Annotated in this window: 14 protein-coding genes and 2 rRNA genes (1 of these 16 running past the window's edge); 3 read left to right on the forward strand and 13 right to left on the reverse strand. The window is 67.4% G+C overall.

Features of this window, described 5'->3' with window-relative positions:
- Positions 1 to 11 precede the first annotated feature (11 nt).
- Positions 12 to 347, forward strand: a complete 336-nt coding sequence (locus P7B02_RS13745; protein WP_277786917.1) for a hypothetical protein — start codon at positions 12 to 14, stop codon at positions 345 to 347.
- Here the strand turns inward: P7B02_RS13745 and P7B02_RS13750 are convergent.
- The 3 genes from P7B02_RS13750 to P7B02_RS13760 form a co-directional block, all read right to left on the reverse strand.
- Positions 344 to 1,438 carry a PepSY-associated TM helix domain-containing protein gene (locus tag P7B02_RS13750; RefSeq protein WP_277786918.1) on the reverse strand — a complete coding sequence of 365 codons (1,095 nt, stop codon included), beginning with the start codon at positions 1,436 to 1,438 and terminating at the stop codon, positions 344 to 346. The genes P7B02_RS13745 and P7B02_RS13750 overlap by 4 nt on opposite strands.
- Positions 1,438 to 3,579 (reverse strand): TonB-dependent receptor, encoded by a 2,142-nt coding sequence (locus P7B02_RS13755; RefSeq protein ID WP_277786919.1) that lies wholly within the window; start codon positions 3,577 to 3,579, stop codon positions 1,438 to 1,440. The genes P7B02_RS13750 and P7B02_RS13755 overlap by 1 nt, the downstream gene beginning before the upstream one ends.
- Positions 3,580 to 3,670: 91 nt before the next feature.
- A complete protein-coding gene (locus tag P7B02_RS13760) occupies positions 3,671 to 5,359 on the reverse strand; it encodes a class I adenylate-forming enzyme family protein (RefSeq protein ID WP_277786920.1) in 1,689 nt (562 codons plus the stop codon).
- A 139-nt stretch (positions 5,360 to 5,498) separates the two neighbouring features.
- Here P7B02_RS13760 and P7B02_RS13765 point away from each other — a divergent pair, with 139 nt between their 5' ends.
- On the forward strand, positions 5,499 to 6,542 hold the full coding sequence (locus tag P7B02_RS13765; RefSeq protein WP_277786921.1) for an NAD(P)H-dependent amine dehydrogenase family protein: 1,044 nt from the start codon (positions 5,499 to 5,501) through the stop codon (positions 6,540 to 6,542).
- A gap of 860 nt (positions 6,543 to 7,402) precedes the next feature.
- Here P7B02_RS13765 and P7B02_RS13770 read toward each other — a convergent pair.
- The 8 genes from P7B02_RS13770 to P7B02_RS13805 form a co-directional block, all read right to left on the reverse strand.
- Positions 7,403 to 8,197: a DUF1295 domain-containing protein gene (locus tag P7B02_RS13770; RefSeq protein ID WP_277786922.1), complete on the reverse strand. Its 795-nt coding sequence runs from the start codon at positions 8,195 to 8,197 to the stop codon at positions 7,403 to 7,405.
- Between the two features lie 19 nt (positions 8,198 to 8,216).
- Positions 8,217 to 8,975, reverse strand: coding sequence for an SDR family oxidoreductase (locus P7B02_RS13775; protein WP_277786923.1), 759 nt, complete (start codon positions 8,973 to 8,975; stop codon positions 8,217 to 8,219).
- Positions 8,976 to 9,503 (reverse strand): nuclear transport factor 2 family protein, encoded by a 528-nt coding sequence (locus P7B02_RS13780; RefSeq protein WP_277786924.1) that lies wholly within the window; start codon positions 9,501 to 9,503, stop codon positions 8,976 to 8,978.
- A gap of 11 nt (positions 9,504 to 9,514) precedes the next feature.
- The gene (locus P7B02_RS13785) at positions 9,515 to 11,299 is read right to left on the reverse strand and encodes an AMP-binding protein (RefSeq protein ID WP_277786925.1); all 1,785 of its coding nucleotides are present in this window, start codon (positions 11,297 to 11,299) and stop codon (positions 9,515 to 9,517) included.
- Positions 11,296 to 11,805, reverse strand: a complete 510-nt coding sequence (locus P7B02_RS13790) for a nuclear transport factor 2 family protein (protein ID WP_277786926.1) — start codon at positions 11,803 to 11,805, stop codon at positions 11,296 to 11,298. The genes P7B02_RS13785 and P7B02_RS13790 overlap by 4 nt, the downstream gene beginning before the upstream one ends.
- A 4-nt stretch (positions 11,806 to 11,809) precedes the next feature.
- A complete protein-coding gene (locus tag P7B02_RS13795) occupies positions 11,810 to 13,030 on the reverse strand; it encodes an acetyl-CoA acetyltransferase (protein ID WP_277786927.1) in 1,221 nt (406 codons plus the stop codon).
- A 99-nt stretch (positions 13,031 to 13,129) separates the two neighbouring features.
- Positions 13,130 to 13,336 (reverse strand): alkylphosphonate utilization protein, encoded by a 207-nt coding sequence (locus P7B02_RS13800; protein WP_277787153.1) that lies wholly within the window; start codon positions 13,334 to 13,336, stop codon positions 13,130 to 13,132.
- A gap of 170 nt (positions 13,337 to 13,506) precedes the next feature.
- Positions 13,507 to 13,932, reverse strand: coding sequence for a DoxX family protein (locus P7B02_RS13805; RefSeq protein WP_277786928.1), 426 nt, complete (start codon positions 13,930 to 13,932; stop codon positions 13,507 to 13,509).
- A 224-nt stretch (positions 13,933 to 14,156) separates the two neighbouring features.
- Between P7B02_RS13805 and P7B02_RS13810 the strand changes: the two genes are divergently transcribed.
- Positions 14,157 to 14,771 carry an endonuclease III domain-containing protein gene (locus tag P7B02_RS13810; protein ID WP_277786929.1) on the forward strand — a complete coding sequence of 205 codons (615 nt, stop codon included), beginning with the start codon at positions 14,157 to 14,159 and terminating at the stop codon, positions 14,769 to 14,771.
- Between the two features lie 97 nt (positions 14,772 to 14,868).
- Here the strand turns inward: P7B02_RS13810 and rrf are convergent.
- Both rrf and P7B02_RS13820 read right to left on the reverse strand, forming a co-directional pair.
- A 5S ribosomal RNA gene (rrf, locus tag P7B02_RS13815) occupies positions 14,869 to 14,983 on the reverse strand.
- A 70-nt stretch (positions 14,984 to 15,053) separates the two neighbouring features.
- Positions 15,054 to 15,787: ribosomal RNA gene (locus P7B02_RS13820) — 23S ribosomal RNA — on the reverse strand; it runs 2,056 nt beyond the window's last position.

The raw sequence follows: 15,787 nt of genomic DNA on the forward strand, positions 1-15,787 counted from the left end.
CTTGGGGTTTCATGTCGAACAAGGCTGTCCTGGTCATCACCGCCATGATCGGCGCCATGGCCTCCGCCCACGCGGCCGACAAGCCGGCCAAGCCCGAGCCCGCCTCCGAGGCGCGCGCCTTCGCGCATGACGACGGCGTGGTCGACCTTCTGATCATCGGTCCCGCGGCGAAGGTTCTCTACGAACGCCTGCCGGGCAAGGGCAGGGTCCAAGCCTGCGGCGGCGCCGGCCTGCACAAGGGCGATGGCCGGATCACCTGCCGCAAGGATGACGACGGACATGCCTGCCACATCTGGCTGGACGCCCGGAAGCAAACCCTCGCCGACGCCGAAATCGACGACTGCTAGGCGGGGCTGAGCCGCTTGGCGCGCTTGCGTTTGGGCAGACCGGAAGGGTTGCCCCAGAGGGTCACCACCGCCAGCGTGCCCAGCAGGGTCAGCGCCACGCCGGAGAGCGTCATCACCAGACGATAGGCCAGCCCGCCCGTCTTGGCGGCATGGATCGGATATTCACTGTTGTAGACGCGCAGACCCAGGGGCAGCGCCTCGGAGTCACGATCGGCCACAGCCCGTCCGTTCGCCGGGTCGAACCAGACCATGGTGCGGCCGTTGGGCAGCCATTCGGCCGCGCGCCGCAACCGCAGCGAAACCAGCGCCCCCGTCTTGGCCGGCATGGCCAGAATGCGGAACTGCGCGTCGGGATGGCGCGCCCGCGCCGCCGTCAGCATGGCGGTCCAGTCCAGCCGGTCGGCCAGTTCGCCGCCCTTGATCCTGGGCGGGGCCTGAGCGGCCTTCATCTGGGCCACGGGTGTCAAAGGCGAGACGATCCAGAAGGCGAAGGGCTGAAAGGCCAGGGTCGCGCCCGTCAGCAGCGAGATGAACAGCACCGGCGCCGCCAGCACGCCCAGGTCCCGGTGATGGCGCACGATCAGGGGGCGCGTCATCTTCTGGGGCCAAAGGCGCGGCGCGAACAGCCGCCGCGTCGGCCACCACAGGATCACGCCCGTGACCACGAAACCCAGGCCCATGAAGGCCAGGACGCCGCCGATCACATCCCCCACGTCGCCCATGAAGAGGTGATGATGGAAGTCGAACAGCCACACCTCCGGCCGCTCCCAGATGGAGTCCCAGCGCAGCACCACCGCCCCGGTCTGGTCGGCGTAGGCGCCGCGCTCGGCGTCCTTGTAGTTCAGGCGGTGCAGGCCGAACTGCTCGGTAGCCATGATGATCGAGCGGGGACGATCCGGATCGGACATGATCCGCTCGACCGCCGCGCCCACCTTGACCGGATCGGTGACCAGGCTGTCGGCCGCGTGCGGCAGGCTCGCCCGCAGCCAGGCGTCCTTGTGCAGCAGGATGGTGCCGCTCAGGCCCAGCAGGGCGAGGAAGAGCCCGACGAGCCCTCCCGCCCAGCGATGGAGCAGCCGAAGGAGCTTCATCAGAAGCGGCGATCCCAGCCCACGGTGAACACGCGCCCCCGACCGGCGAAGTAGCGCAGGTTGTCGGTCGGGTTGGCGGTGTCGGAGCTGTAGGAGACGTACTGCTCGTCCAGCAGGTTCGACACGCTCAGCGACAGACCGCCCAGGCCGGTCTCGTAGCGCACATAGGCGTCGACGATGTTGTAGCCCTCGAAGTTGTTGCGCGGGTCCGGGCCGTTGAAGTCGCGCTTGATGTAGAACTGCGTCTGCAGACGCGCGCTCCACGGGCCGTTGATATAGGCCGCCGCCAGGTTCACGCGGTCGGGCGAGATGTTGGCCCCGTCCAGATCCAGATCGACCTTGCCGTCGCCGTTGCTGTCGGTCTGGCCGCGCAGGCGCGCATAGCCGCCCATCAGGGTCAGGCCTTCCACCGGCGTGCGGGCTTCGAGGTTCAGCTCAAGCCCCTCGATGGCCACCTTCTGCCGTTGAACGTCGAAGACGCCGGTGGCCGGGTTCAGCACCAGCAGCTGGCCGAACTTGGAGCTCGACCAGAAATAGGTGGCCGTGGCGCTGAACGCACCGCGCTTCAGCTCCGCGCCGATCTCGCGGTTGTTGGAGACCACAGGGCTGATGTCGAGATAGTCGTCCACATCCACGCCGTTGGTGTTCACCGCCCTCAGGATGCGGCCCACGTCCGGCACGGTGTAGCCTTCGGCGTAGCTGGCGTAGAGGCGGACGCCCCGCGCCGGCTCGGCCACCACGCCGCCGTTGAACAGGGTGGCGCTGAAGGTGGGATCGCCGCCGGCCACCGAGCGCGAGCCGTAGGAGGCCAGGGTCACATAGTCGTCCACGGCGAGCTCGACATTCTCGGAGCGCACGCCGCCGGCCACGCGCAGCTTGCCGTCCAGCAGCGCCAGGTTGCCCTGGATGAAGGGGGCGACGCTGGTGAACTCGGTGGGCGGCACCCAGACGCGGCCGGTCAGCAGCAGGGACTGCTCGGTCTTGTCGGTCATGGCGTCCAGACCGACGGTCGTGGTCAGGCCCTGGTAGAACGGCAGGGCGCGCTCGTAGCTGGCGCGGGCGCCGAGCTTGCGCGAGCGGTTGGAGGACTGGTCCAGGAGGGTTCCGATGGGCGCGATGCGGATGTCCTGGAACGTCGCGCCGCGATCGCCGCCGAAGGTGTCGCGCGTACGGTTGAAGAACAGCTGAGCCGAGAAGTCGCCGCCCCAAAGATCACTGTCGGTCAGCGAAGCGGACAGCATCTCCGCCCGGTTGGCGGCGGGTTTGCCCTGAACGGCGCCGCGAACGCTGCTGGTGGGGACGCCGGTCAGGCGGTTGCCGGCCAGGGCCAGATAGTCGCCATCGCCCTTCAGCTCGAAGCGGTTGGCGACGATGTCGAGGCGCAGGCTGTCGTCGAACTGCCAGCCGAACCGCCCGAACAGCGACCAGCTCTTGGAATCCTGGATCTCGCCCTGGGTGGTGTCGACGCCGACGCGGCGGTCCTTGGCGTCATAGAAGGCGCCGCGCGCCTCGTACGACGCGCCCACGGTCGCGTCGAAGGCGCCGTTGCGGTGGGCGACGAGGGCCGCGGCCTTGCCGCCCGTGCCGTCACCCTGGAAGCCGCCGTCGGCGCTGGCCTGCAGCAGCGCTCGGCCGGTCGTGCCGTCCTCACGCGGCGGACCGGCGGTGACCTGGTTGACCACCCCGCCCGTGGCGCCGATGCCCTGCAGGGCGTTGGAGCCGTAGATCAGCTCGATCCGGTCGATGAAGAAGGGATCGACCGTGAAGCCGTCGCGCGAGCCATCGCGGATCGGCGTCGACTGCGGGATGCCGTTGATGGCGTAAAGCGGCGAGCGGCCGCGCAGACTCTCACCAGCGCCGCTCAGCTTCTGGCGGGTCGGCGAGAAGGACGGCGACAGGGTCGAGACCGCGTCGACGATGGAGCCGCCGATCGCCACCTGCTGGCTCAGGGTCTCCGAATCGATGATGTCCACCGTCAGCGGCAGGGCGGTGACCGGCAAGGCCGTCCGCGCGGCGGTGACGACCACCTGATCGAGGTCGGACTGGCCGCTCTGCGCGAGGGCCGGCGCCGTCATCAGCGCCGCCAGGCTGGCGCCCGCCATGATGCGGCGCATCGTGCGCCCGTCCGTCCAAGCCGTCATGTCGATCTCCCCGATCAAAGTTCAGCGGGGCTTTAAGGACATTTGCGACTGATTTGCAATAACGAGACGGCGCCAGACCTGTGGACCGGCGTCAGATCAGCGGCAGCACGCGCTCGCGAAGTTCGCTACGGACGACCTTGTTCATGGCGTTGCGCGGCAGGGCGTCCACCACCACCAGCTTCTCGGGAAGCTTGAAGACGGCCAGGCCCTTCTCCTTCAGCCAGCCCGCCACCTCGGCCAGTTGCGGCGTCTCGCCCGAGGGCACCACCGCCACGCACATGCGCTCGCCCAGCACGTCGTCAGGGACACCCACCACCGCCGCCTCCTTCAGGGCCGGGTGCCCCGCCAGCAGGTCGTCGATCTCGGCGGGGGAGATGTTCACCCCGCCGCGCACGATGATGTCCTTGCAGCGGCCGACGAAGCGATAGAACCGCGACAGCTCCCCCTCCCCCGCGATCTCGAACAGGTCGCCGGTCTTGAAGTAGCCCTCGGCGTCGAAGGCCGCCTTGTTCAGTTCCTCCGCGTCCCAGTAGCCGCTGAAGGTGGCTGCGCCGTCGATGCGCAGCTCGCCGGGCGTCTCCGGCGTGGTGATCTCCACCTCGGTCTCGGGATCGACGATGCGGGTGCGGATCATCTGGGCGGTCGGACTGTTCCAGCCGAAGCCCTCCACGCCCATGCGCGGGAAGTATCGGGCGCGCTCGATCGGGTCTGGCACGTCGGCCGCGCCGCTGAACAGGGACGCGCCCTCATTCGAGCCGAAGATGTTGCAGACCTGGATGCCGTGGTCGTTGAGGAAGCCCTCGATCATCCACGGCGACAGGGGCGCCGAGCCCGAACCAATGGCGCGCACGCTGGACAGATCGGTGATCGCCAGAAGCTGCGGCGTCTTCAAAAGCGCGTTGAGGATCGCCGGCGGGGCGATGGTGTAGTTGACCTTCTCCGCTCCGATCTGGCCCAGGAACACCGGCAGGTCGAAGGGGTGGTGCAGCACCATGGTCCCACGCCGCCACAGCCACGACATCATCATCCCGAAGGCGGCGATGTTGACCAGCGGGAACGGGTTCAGGACGACCTCCGCCTCCTGCAGCTCGGTGGCCTCGGAGACCATGCGGGCGTTGACGATCCAGTGGTTGTGATCGCGCGGCACGCCCTTGGGCCGGCTCTCGGTGCCCGAGGTCCAGCAGATGGTGAAGACCTCGCCCGCCTGCACCGGATGAGCGGCGTGATAGGCGGCGGCCATGGCCGGATCGGCTGCGGCGACGGCCTCGTCGAGGCTGACCGCGCCCTGCGGCGCCCAGCCGTTCATGACCACCGTCTGGAAACCGCCCTTCAGCCCCAGGACCATGGCCGCGTGATCGTGGTTGGCGAAACGGTCGACGGTGATGAAGGCCTTGGGCTTCACCCTCTCGACCACATAGCTCAGCTCATGCTCGCGGTACTGCATGACAACGGGGCTGATGATCAGGCCGATGCGGGCGCAGGCCAGGGCCAGGATCACCGTCTCGGCGACATTGGGCGCCTGGACGCAGACGATGTCGTCCTTGACGAAGCCCAGATCGAGCAGGCCGACGGCCATGCGGTCGATCTCCTCGCCCAGTTGCGCCCAGGTCAGGCGGCGGGGAGACCGGCCATCGAGCGCCTCGCGGTTGACAGCGTCGACCAAGGCCTCGCGATCAGGAACCTCGGCGCGGTTGCGCTGGGTCAGGTCGTCGACGACCATGTCGCCCCACCAGCCCTTGGCGGCATAGGCGTCAATGCGCTCTTGCGGGGTGAAGAACATCTGCAGCTGTCTCCCTTGGAGGCCGCATCTGACGCACGGCTCTGATCGCCACTTTCATAAAACGACTATGCCGTTGCGACAACCACTTGCATGACGAGACTGACTTTGATCATTTCGCTCTCAAAGGGAGCAGAACGCCATGTATCGGGTCATTCAGTGGGCGACGGGGGCCATGGGCCGCACCGCGCTTCGGCGGATCATCGACCATCCTGACCTCGAACTCGTCGGCGTCTATGTCTATAGCGACGACAAGGCCGGCCAGGACGCCGGCGACCTGGCCAAGCGTCCGAAGACAGGCGTGATCGCCACCAACAACATCGAGGACATCCTGGCCCTCGACGCCGACGTGGTGGTTCACACCCCGCGCATCACCCTGCCCTACGACGCCCTGAACGACGACGTGGCGCGGCTGTTGGCCTCGGGCAAGAACGTGATCTCCACCGCCGGCTTCCACTGGCCGACACACCAGGGCGGGGCCTATGCGAAGCCCCTGCTGGAGGCGTGCGAAGCGGGCGGAACGACCCTGGCAGGCCTCGGCGTCAACCCCGGCGCCCTGGTCGAGCGCATCGTCCTTTCGGCTACCGGCATGTGCGCGGAACTCGACCACATCACCGTGCGTGAAATGGTCGACGCCCGGGCCATGGCCCAGCCGGTGTTCGTCTATGACTTCATGGGCTTCGCCAGAGACCCGGCCAAGGAAGACATCACCAAGGGCCCCCTCGCCGCGCTCTACACAAGCCTGTTCGGCGAGGTGTTCGCCGCCGTCGCCCACGCCATGGACGCGACGATCAAGGACCTCTCTCCCGACCACCGCCTGACCTTGGCGCCGCACGACATGGCGGTGGCGGCGGGGCCGATCCCCAAGGGCACGGTGGCGGCCACGGAATGGCGCTGGAACGCCCGCTTCTCCAACGGCGCGGGCATGACCCTGTCGATCCTGTGGACCGCCGATCCCGCCATGCACGGCGCGGACGTCACCGGCCACTGGACCGTGGACATCACCGGACGCCCGAACATCAGCCTGACGCTCGACATCCACGAAGGCGATCCGAAGGCGCCGCCCGCCCGCGCCCTCACCGACGCCACCGTGGCCGTGGCGATCCGCGCGATCCCGGATGTCCTCGCCGCCGCGCCGGGCTTCTTCGCCTACGACGCGCCAGCGCCGTATCGGGCGCGGTTTTGATTTACCTCTCCTCCCCCGCCTGCGGGGGAGGAGGGCCGCGAAGCGGTGGAGGGGGCGTCCGCAAGCGCTGAGCCCAGTCTGCGCCCCCTCCGTCTCGTCGCTGAGGCGCCAATCACCTCCCCCGCACGCTTCGCTACAGGGGAGGAGAAGAACGAACTTATCCGCCCCCATTTTTCCTCCCGTAATCTCTCCCCGTCTCCGTCACGGGAAGGGCGCTCGGCCAGCGCCGGTTGTGACGGGGATGCGGTCGAGCGGGAAGCGCTCCGGCGGGCGCGCCTTACGGCCCCGTCGGATGTCGCAGGCGTGGAACCCCGGCGTCCACGCGGTCCGGGACCTCCTCGCTGGAGGAGGCCCGCCCGTCAGGGCCTTTGCTCGGAGATTTGTAAGTCCTCTCGAGGAGCCCCCAGACACGATCGCGCGGAGCGGAAAGACCTACGTCGAACCGGCACGCCTAAGTCCCATCGCCTGACGCAGGTCAGGCCGCTCCGCCGCCCTTCCAACCTTGCGGGTTCTCGCCCGTGGGGGTGCGGAGCCGTGCCCAGATTTACTCCGCCCCCTCGCCCTTGTGGCGAGGGTCCCTGTGTCCGCCTTCTCAGAGCTAACCGCCCGCCAACGCCCTGCCCGCTGAAACAGGGACCCCAGGCACAGGCCTGGGGAGGCGAGGCTGAAAGGCGCCGCATCCCAAGGACATGCCCCGACAGGCTCAGGGTGACGGACTCAGCATTATCCCACCTTCGTCATGCTGAGCGGGAGCGCAGCGACCCGTCGAAGCACGCAACCTCCCCCGGCCAGCGAGAAAAAAGGCCGGCGTGGAGACTTCACCCGCTCCGCACCGGCCAGTGTCTTCCGAGGGTGGAAGATCAGGCTTTCTTCGGCGGCCACGGCACGAAGCCGGAGGTCCGCGCGATGTAATCGGCGTATTCGGGACGGGTCTTCTTGAGGCGGTGCTCCAGGGTGGGCGCGCCGCTCCACTTCATAAGGGTCCAGGTCAGCAGCACCGGTCCGGGCAGCGCCCAAAGACCCAGCGGCGTCTCGGCGGCGATCAGGTAGAGCCCCCACCAGACGCAGGCGTCGCCGAAGTAGTTGGGGTGGCGGGTGTAGCGCCAAAGCCCGGTGTTCAGCACCTTGCCCTTGCTGTCGGGGTTCTTGCGGAAGCGGGTCAGCTGCCAGTCGCCGATGCTCTCGAAGATCACGCCGAAGACCGCCAGGGCCGCGCCGGCATAGGCGACCACGCCCAGCGCCGGCTCAGGCTGCATCTGACCAAGCTGCACCGGCAGGGCGACGATGAACTGCAAAGGGGCCTGGGTCAGGAACACCAGCAACAAACTGGCCTTGGCGAAGCCCCACCCCTTCTGCGCCTCGACCTTGCCGAGCATCGACTGGTAACGGCGATCCGGCCCATGGTCGCGCCAGCGCCAGAAGAGATAGCCGCCCAGGCGCACGGCCCATAGCGCGCATAGCCCCAGCAGAAGCCAGCGGCGCGGCGTCGGATCGCCAAGCTGCAGGAAGGTCGTCGTCGCCAGCAGCAGCATGCCCAGCGACCACCAGCTGTCGACCACGGTGACGTCGCGCAGCTTCAGACAGATGAGCCAGAGCAGGCCCATGGCCGCGGCGCTGGCGGCGGCGTTCACGCCCAGGATGGTGATCAGGTCCATGGCTTCCCCCAAAGCTCTATCAGCGACCGGTCGAAACGGTGTCGGCGCCTAGCATGCGCGCCATGGCGCGCTCCAGCGCCTTCGGATCACGCGCCAGGTTGGCGCGAACCTCCACCGCCATGCGGTCGGTGTCCACCTCGTCCGAGCCGCGCTTGATGGCCTGCAGGCCGATGCGGGCGATGTCCTCGGGCCGTTCCTTCTGGCCCTCGACGTGCGCGGCCATGCGGGTGTCCACCGAGCCGACGATCAGGGCGCTCACGCTCGTCCCCTGCCCCGCCAGTTCGGCGCGGATATTGGTGGTGGCGGCGCGGCCGGCGAACTTGGACGGGCTGTAGCCGCCCATGGCCGGCACGGCGACGAGGCCGCCCGAGGACAGCACATTGACGATCGCCCCGCCGCCAGCGGCCTTCAGGGCCGGTGCGAAGGCGCGGCACATGCCCACGAGGCCGAAATAGTTGACCTCCATCTCCTCGCGCGCAGCCGACAGGTCGTCCGCGCCGATCAGGCGCTGGTTCAGGAACGCGCCGGCGTTGTTCACCAGGATGGAGACGTCCGTGGCCGCCTTGGCGGCCGCCGCGATCTGATCAGGCCTGGCCACATCCAGCGCCAGGGCGACGACCTTGCCGCCGCCTTCGGCCACCAGATGTTCGGCGTTCTTCGGATCGCGCGCACCCACATAGACCTTGGCCGCGCCGGCCTCGATGAAGGCCCGAACGAAAGCCTCGCCGATCCCCCGGTTGCCGCCCGTGACGAGGGCGACCGAACCCTTGACCTCCACCTACGCCTCCATCGCGTAAAGGGCGTCGTTCGGCTTCTTGCCCGCCCGGACCAGGACTGACGGATCGGGCGCCATCAGGCCACGGCCCCAGGTCTCGGCGAAGGGCATCTCGTGGTTCCATTCCCATATGATCTGGCGCTTGGCGATCTTCCACTCGCCAGCCCGGCGCTCGAAGCGGTCCAGGGCGCGGGCCAGGGTCAGGGTGTCGAACTTCTCCCCGTCCTTCTTCATCCGCGAGAAGGCCAGGATGTAGGACTCCACCTTGGCCACATCCCCGTCCAGCTCGATGATGACGTTGGTGGTCAGGTGGTTCATCTGCCCGGCCTTGGGCAGGATCTTGGCCATGTTCTCCACATAGGCCGAGGCGGGGCCATCATAGACGCCGCCGTGATCCTCCACCGCGTCGTGGTGATAGGCGCCGGCCACCAGCTCGATGTCGGCCCGGTCGGCGCCGCGGCAGTAGCGGTGCAGGACCTCGGTGATCGCCTGCTTGTCGAGCAGGGCCTGGATTTCAGGAGCGTGGGACATGGGTAAGCTCGCTAGGAAAGGACGATGACGTCGGCGTCGGGCGTGTCGGCATAGAGCCGCTCCACCTCAGCCTTGCGGCGGTCGATGACGGCGCGGCGGTTGACCGTGCCCTTGTCGGACATTTCGTGGGCGTTGGGCTGCGGCGGCTCGCTGAGCAGCAGGGCGCGGCGGATCCTGGATCCGCCGTGCTGGCTGGCGTTGAAGGCGGCGAGCCGTTCAGCGATCGCCTCTCGCGTGGCGCCGGGCGCGGCCCACATCATGAGGGTCAGGTACGGACGATTGTCGTCGGCCAGCACCACCTCGGCGGCCAGGGGCGACAGGACCTTCAGCAGCTCGTCGCGCGCCTTGCCGCCATAGACCCAGGTGCCGCTGGACAGCTTGAACTCCTCGGCCGCGCGCCCGGCGAAAGCCAGGCCCTGACCAGGATCAGCCGGATCGTGGAACACGGCCAGATCGCCGGTGCGATAGTAACCCTCGTCGTCGAAAGCCTCGGCCGTCTTGCCAGGCTCATCCAGATAGCCGCGCGTGACGTTCGGCCCTTTGGCCCGCACCTCGTATCGGTCGCTGCTGGGAACGAGTTTCAGGCTCGCGCCCGGCGCCGGCAGGCCGATGCCGACCTTGTCGGTCTCGAAGTGGATGGCCATGAAGGCCGAGACCGTCTCGGTGGCGCCATAGCCGCTGGTCATCATGATGCGGTGGCCCGTCTCGGCCACGGCCAGGGCTTGCAGGCGGTCATAGACCGGCTGCGACAGCCCCGCCCCGCCGTAGAGCATCAGGCGCAAGCGCGAGAAGAAGGTGCGGCGCAGGACCGGGTCCTTCTCCAGGGCGTCCACCAGCAGGGTGTAGCCCAGCGGCACGTTGTTGAAGTAGGCGACGCCGATCTCGCGCAGGTTGGCGATCGACTGATCGAACAGACCAGGGGCCGGCTTGCCGTCGTCGATATAGAGCGTGCCGCCTTCCAGGAGCGTGGTGCGCAGGACGAACGCTCCGGCCGCATGGTGCCAGGGCAGCCAGTCGAGCATCACGTCGTGCCAGCCGGCGGCCTCGCCGATCATCTGCTGGCACTGGGCGCTGTTGGCCGCCAGATTGTCGAAGGTGATGGGCACGATCTTGGGCAGGCCGGTGGAGCCCGAGGTCAGCATGTAGGCGGCCACGTCATCCGGCGCGCGGTTGACCGCCGGCGAGTTGGACGCGGTCGCCAGGACCTCGCTCCAGGCCGTCGCGGGGCGGGCCAGAGCCGCGGGATCACTGGTGACCACCATGGCGTCGCCCAGGTCCAGAGCCTCCAGCGCCTTGCCCACGGGTCGGGCGTCCTCGGCGAAGATCAGCGCGGGCCGCACCTTGGCGATCACATGCTTCAGGCGGCCGTAGTCACCGCCCAGGGCGCCATAGGTGGTGCTGACCGGGCAGACCGGCAGGCCGGCCGTCCAGGCGGCGAAGGTCATGGCCGCGAACCCTGGCGTATTGCCGGTCAGGATCATCACGGTGCGGCCGGCCGGCACATTGGCTTTCAGCCAGGTGGCCGCCGCCTCCACCTGCCCCGCCAGTGCGGCATAGGTGGTGAAGACCCAGGCGCCGTCCGCGCCACGCCGCGCCAGGGCCGGCTTGTCGCCCATCCGCGCGGCCCGCCGGGCGAAGGCGGCCGCAATGTCGGCCTCATAGGCTTTGAGCGGCACCCGGGAGGCGATGTAGATCGTCCCGTCCGCGCGGCGGTCGACATCGAGGTCCACCGCCAGCAGCTTCGCCTCGCGCATGGGCGCGGCGCGGACGTCGTCCAGTTTCAGGGCGGCGCTCATGACGCGCTCGGGCGGGCGATGAGTTGCTCAACCTGCGCCGAGGCCGATCCGCCGGCCTTCATGCCGTCCACAACGCCACGGTCGAAGTAGTCGCGCCAGCCGATGATCAGGTCGCCCTTGAACTCCACCACCCCGGCATAGGGCGCGGCCACCCGCGCGCCGTCCTTGGCGATGTACTCGTCCACGCCCTCGACGAAGAGGCGGTCGCCGTTCTCGGCGTAGTCGAAGATCCGCCATTTCACTTCGGAAATCTGGGAGGCGAAGTTCTCCAGGAACTTGCGCGCCTGGGCCTTGCCCTTCAGCGGCGGGGCGATGGCGGCGGCGTAGTGCCAGACGATGTCGTCGTGCATGTGCGACAGGGCCGCGTCGATGTCCCTGGCCCGCCAGGCGGCGATTACGGAGTCGAGGATTTGAAAGCGACGCGACATGGGTCTCTCCGAGGCGAGCGCCTCTTTCACGATGAAGGACGATGCGGCCGCTGCGGCCAGCAGGGTGCGGCGGTCCATGGCGTCAGACGCCGATGACCAGGCTCACCGTGGTGGTGGTGGAGCCGCCGATGTTCAGGGTCTGGCACGTCCTGGCGCCCTCGACCTGATAGTCGCCGGCGGTCCCGGTCACCTGCTTGAAGGCGTCGAGCGCCATACGCACCCCCGTGGCCCCCACGGGGTGGCCCAGGCCGATCAGGCCGCCGGAGGGATTGATCGGCAGGCGGCCGCCGATCTCGATGGAGCCGTCCTCCACCGCCTTCCAGCTCTCGCCCGGCGCGGTGAGGCCCAGATGGTCGATGGCCATGTACTCGGTCATGGCGAAGCAGTCGTGGGTCTCGACCACGTCGATCTGGTCCAGGGCGGTGACGCCGGCGCGGGCGCGGGCTTCCTCGACCGCGCGGCGCACCTGCGGGAAGACATAAGGGTTGTCGCGGCTGGCGCGGATCTTGGCGTCGTAGCTGATTGGCGCCGAGCGGTGGCCCCACCCCTTGATGCGCGGCAGGCTGTCCAGGCTGATCCCGCGCGCCTTGGCGTACTCAGCCGCGCGACGCGGCGAAGCCAGGAAGACCACGGCGGCGCCGTCGGTCACCTGACCGCAGTCCTGCTTGCGGGTGCGCCTTTCGACGACCGGATTGGCTATGTCGTCGGCGGTGAAGCTCTCGGGCGTGAAGGCCCACTGACGGGTCTGGGCGTTGGGGTTGCGGCGGCCGTTGGCGAAGTTGATCTCGCTGATGCGCATCAGGTGACGGTAGTCGAGCCCGAAGCGGCGATCGTATTCCTCGTTGAGGTCGGAGAAGGCGCGCGGCCAGACGAACTGCGCATCCTGATACTCGTGCCCCGCCCAGGCGGCGGCGCCCAGGTGCTGCGCCGCCTGATGACCGGAGACGTTGCGCATCTGCTCCAGCCCGACAACGCAGGCCAGATCATAACGCCCCGCCTCGATCTCGGCGGCCGCCGCCAGGATCGCCACGCTGCCCGAGGCGCAGGCCGCTTCATGACGCGCGGTGGGCAGGCCGTCCCAAGCCGGGTGGACGAGGCCGAAGAAGCCGCCCAGCAGCCCCTGCCCCGCAAAGAGGTCGCCCACGAAGTTGCCCACATGGCCGCACTCGACGTCTTCGGCGTCCAGGCCCGTCGCCTCAAGCCCGTGACGCACGACCTCGGCGAAAGCATCGGCCATCTCCATGCCCTGACGGGCCCAGTTGGCCGAAAAGTCGGTCTGCCATCCACCCAGGATGTAGGTCATGCGTTCGCTCCCAAGGGTCTGCCGCCCCGTGGGTCGCATTATAAAAGTGACTTGGGTCAAGTTGACAAGTCACGTTTTGGCTGACGTCGCGTCAGCCGGTCAGACCTTGCGGACGAACTCGGCGCGCAGGACCAGGCCCTTGATGCCGGGATGGCGGCAGTCGATCTCCTGCTCGTCCCCGGTCAGGCGGATCGACTTGATGACGGTGCCGCGCTTGAGGGTTTGGCCCGCGCCCTTTACCGTCAGGTCCTTGATGAGAGTGACGCTGTCGCCGTCGGCCAGAAGGTTGCCGACGCTGTCGCGCACCTCGACACCACCGGCCGAAGCGGCCTGCGACTTGGCCGCCGCCTCTTCCGGGCTCAGCCACTCGCCGGTGGCTTCATCATAGACGTAATCGCCGCTATCGGTGCTCATGATCATCCCCTCGGACACGAGGCAGGCCTTATAGGACAAGGCCGCGCACGATCACACCGCCTCTAGGCCAGGCGTCGCCTCAACCATTGATCCAGCGCAAACCGGCCGGGGCCGTGACTGGCGAGGTAGAGGCCGATCAGCACGAGGCAGGCTGAGGTGAAGGAGCCGCGGATTCCTAGCGTGCGGTCGACCATGACGATGGCGACGATGAAGTTGATCGCGCACAGCAAGCCCGCCCAGCGGGTGAACGCCCCCAGGACGAAGGCCAGGCCGCAGGCGAACTGAGCCCAGACCGACAGCGGCGCCATGAGGGCGGGGGCGGGAAATCCGAACTTCCCGAGAAAAGCGACAAAGGTCGCCATGTGCTCGGCGCTGGTGATGTTGTCCCATACGCCCCAGATCAAAAAGGCGCCGACGACAGCGCGCAGCACCAGCAGCGCCGCGTCATCGAGACAACTCAACTCATCCAGAAACAGCCAGCGCCCCATCCCAGTCCACCGCGACACCGCGACCCTCGCCGCCTTCAGGGCGACTAGACGCCAGCCCGCCCCGCCTGAAAAGCGGACTCGATGATGTTCCCTCTTTGTTCTATTGTTACGATATGCAGAGATCCTTCGACTTTGGGGCCTCGCCGCTCCCCGACGTCAGCCGGCCGCTTCTCGCGATCTACGGCCCGCAGCGCAGCGTTGCGCGGATGGATCCCGTCTCGCAGTTGGTAAAGTCCGCCATCAGCGGGCGGGCCTATGACGAGGTGTCCTGGAACGCCTTCTTCCGCCTTCGCGCCCATTACAACGCTGACTGGGAGGCGATGAGCCTGGCGCCCGGACCGGCGCTCGAAGCCATCCTTTCCCCAACCACCTTCCCCGAGGCCAAGGCGCGCCAACTGCCCGTGCTTCTACGCATGCTGAAGCACAGACGCGGGACGCTGGATCTCGACTTCCTGGCCAGGGAGACCGTCGACGACGCCATGGCTTGGCTGAAGGCGCTGCCCGCCGTCGGTCCCAAGACCGCCGCCTGTGTGCTGAACTTCAGCCGCCTGAACATGCGGGCCCTGGTGGTCGACACCCATGTGCATCGGGTCACCCGGCGGCTCGGCCTTTCACCCGCTCGCGGCGATGTCCAGGCCGCCTATGACAGCCTGATGGATCAGGCGCCCGAAGCCTGGCTGGCCGAGGAACTATTCGAGTTCCATTGCCTGGTGAAGCGCCTGGGCCAGACCTTCTGCACCCATGCCCGGCCCCGTTGCAGAGCCTGTCCGCTGAAGGAGATATGCCCGAGGATCGACGCCGGCGGCGGGGACGTGTTGGCTTTTTGGCCTCGCGCCTGAGCCAGAAACGCAAAAAGCCCCGACACGATGGTCGGGGCTTTTCGGGATGTATCACGAAGGAAGGATATGGATCTGAGATAGTGCATCTTCTCGGCGGACCTGGCGGCGACCTACTCTCCCGCGCCTTAAGACGAAGTACCATTGGCCCTGGGGGACTTAACGACCGAGTTCGGAATGGGATCGGGTGGGGAACCCCCGGCATAGCCACCAGGTCAGCGGAGAAGATGCGAAGACATCATTGAATGAAGTGTATGAGCGCACAGTCATGAGTTTGACTGAAGAACGATCAAGCCGATCGAGCTATTAGTACCGGTAAGCTACACGTGTCACCACGCTTCCACACCCGGCCTATCAACGTAGTGGTCTACTACGGCTCTCGGCGAAGCCTTGTTTTGAGGCTAGTTTCCCGCTTAGATGCTTTCAGCGGTTATCTATTCCACACTTAGCTACCCTGCTGCGCGGCTGGCGCCACGACAGGTCCACCAGAGGTGTGTCCATCCCGGTCCTCTCGTACTAGGGACAGATCCTCTCAAGCTTCGTACACCCACGGCAGATAGGGACCAAACTGTCTCACGACGTTCTGAACCCAGCTCACGTACCACTTTAATCGGCGAACAGCCGAACCCTTGGGACCTGCTCCAGCCCCAGGATGTGATGAGCCGACATCGAGGTGCCAAACTTTGCCGTCGATATGGACTCTTGGGCAAAATCAGCCTGTTATCCCTAGAGTACCTTTTATCCGTTGAGCGATGGCCCTTCCACGCAGGACCACCGGATCACTATGGCCGACTTTCGTCTCTGCTCGACTTGTCAGTCTCGCAGTCAGGCGGGCTTATGCCATTGCACTCGACGACCGATTTCCGACCGGTCTGAGCCCACCATCGCGCGCCTCCGTTACACTTTGGGAGGCGACCGCCCCAGTCAAACTGCCCGCCACGCCATGTCCCGGACCCGGATAACGGGCCGCGGTTAGACGTCAGCAACAATAAGGGTGGTATTTCAAGGATGGCTCCGCC

Origin of the sequence: Caulobacter segnis (genome assembly GCF_029543125.1) — a bacterium.
Classification (GTDB): Bacteria; Pseudomonadota; Alphaproteobacteria; order Caulobacterales; family Caulobacteraceae; genus Caulobacter; species Caulobacter segnis_D.

What these genes read in the sequence shown, in the direction of transcription:
- P7B02_RS13750 (WP_277786918.1), bottom strand. Translation starts at nt 1,438, where the DNA reads ATGAAGCTCCTTCGGCTGCTCCATCGCTGGGCGGGAGGGCTCGTCGGG.
- P7B02_RS13760 (WP_277786920.1), bottom strand. Translation starts at nt 5,359, where the DNA reads ATGTTCTTCACCCCGCAAGAGCGCATTGACGCCTATGCCGCCAAGGGC.
- P7B02_RS13780 (WP_277786924.1), bottom strand. Translation starts at nt 9,503, where the DNA reads ATGTCCCACGCTCCTGAAATCCAGGCCCTGCTCGACAAGCAGGCGATC.
- P7B02_RS13765 (WP_277786921.1), top strand. Translation starts at nt 5,499, where the DNA reads ATGTATCGGGTCATTCAGTGGGCGACGGGGGCCATGGGCCGCACCGCG.
- P7B02_RS13795 (WP_277786927.1), bottom strand. Translation starts at nt 13,030, where the DNA reads ATGACCTACATCCTGGGTGGATGGCAGACCGACTTTTCGGCCAACTGG.
- P7B02_RS13790 (WP_277786926.1), bottom strand. Translation starts at nt 11,805, where the DNA reads ATGGACCGCCGCACCCTGCTGGCCGCAGCGGCCGCATCGTCCTTCATC.
- P7B02_RS13755 (WP_277786919.1), bottom strand. Translation starts at nt 3,579, where the DNA reads ATGACGGCTTGGACGGACGGGCGCACGATGCGCCGCATCATGGCGGGC.
- P7B02_RS13745 (WP_277786917.1), top strand. Translation starts at nt 12, where the DNA reads ATGTCGAACAAGGCTGTCCTGGTCATCACCGCCATGATCGGCGCCATG.
- P7B02_RS13785 (WP_277786925.1), bottom strand. Translation starts at nt 11,299, where the DNA reads ATGAGCGCCGCCCTGAAACTGGACGACGTCCGCGCCGCGCCCATGCGC.
- P7B02_RS13770 (WP_277786922.1), bottom strand. Translation starts at nt 8,197, where the DNA reads ATGGACCTGATCACCATCCTGGGCGTGAACGCCGCCGCCAGCGCCGCG.
- P7B02_RS13805 (WP_277786928.1), bottom strand. Translation starts at nt 13,932, where the DNA reads ATGGGGCGCTGGCTGTTTCTGGATGAGTTGAGTTGTCTCGATGACGCG.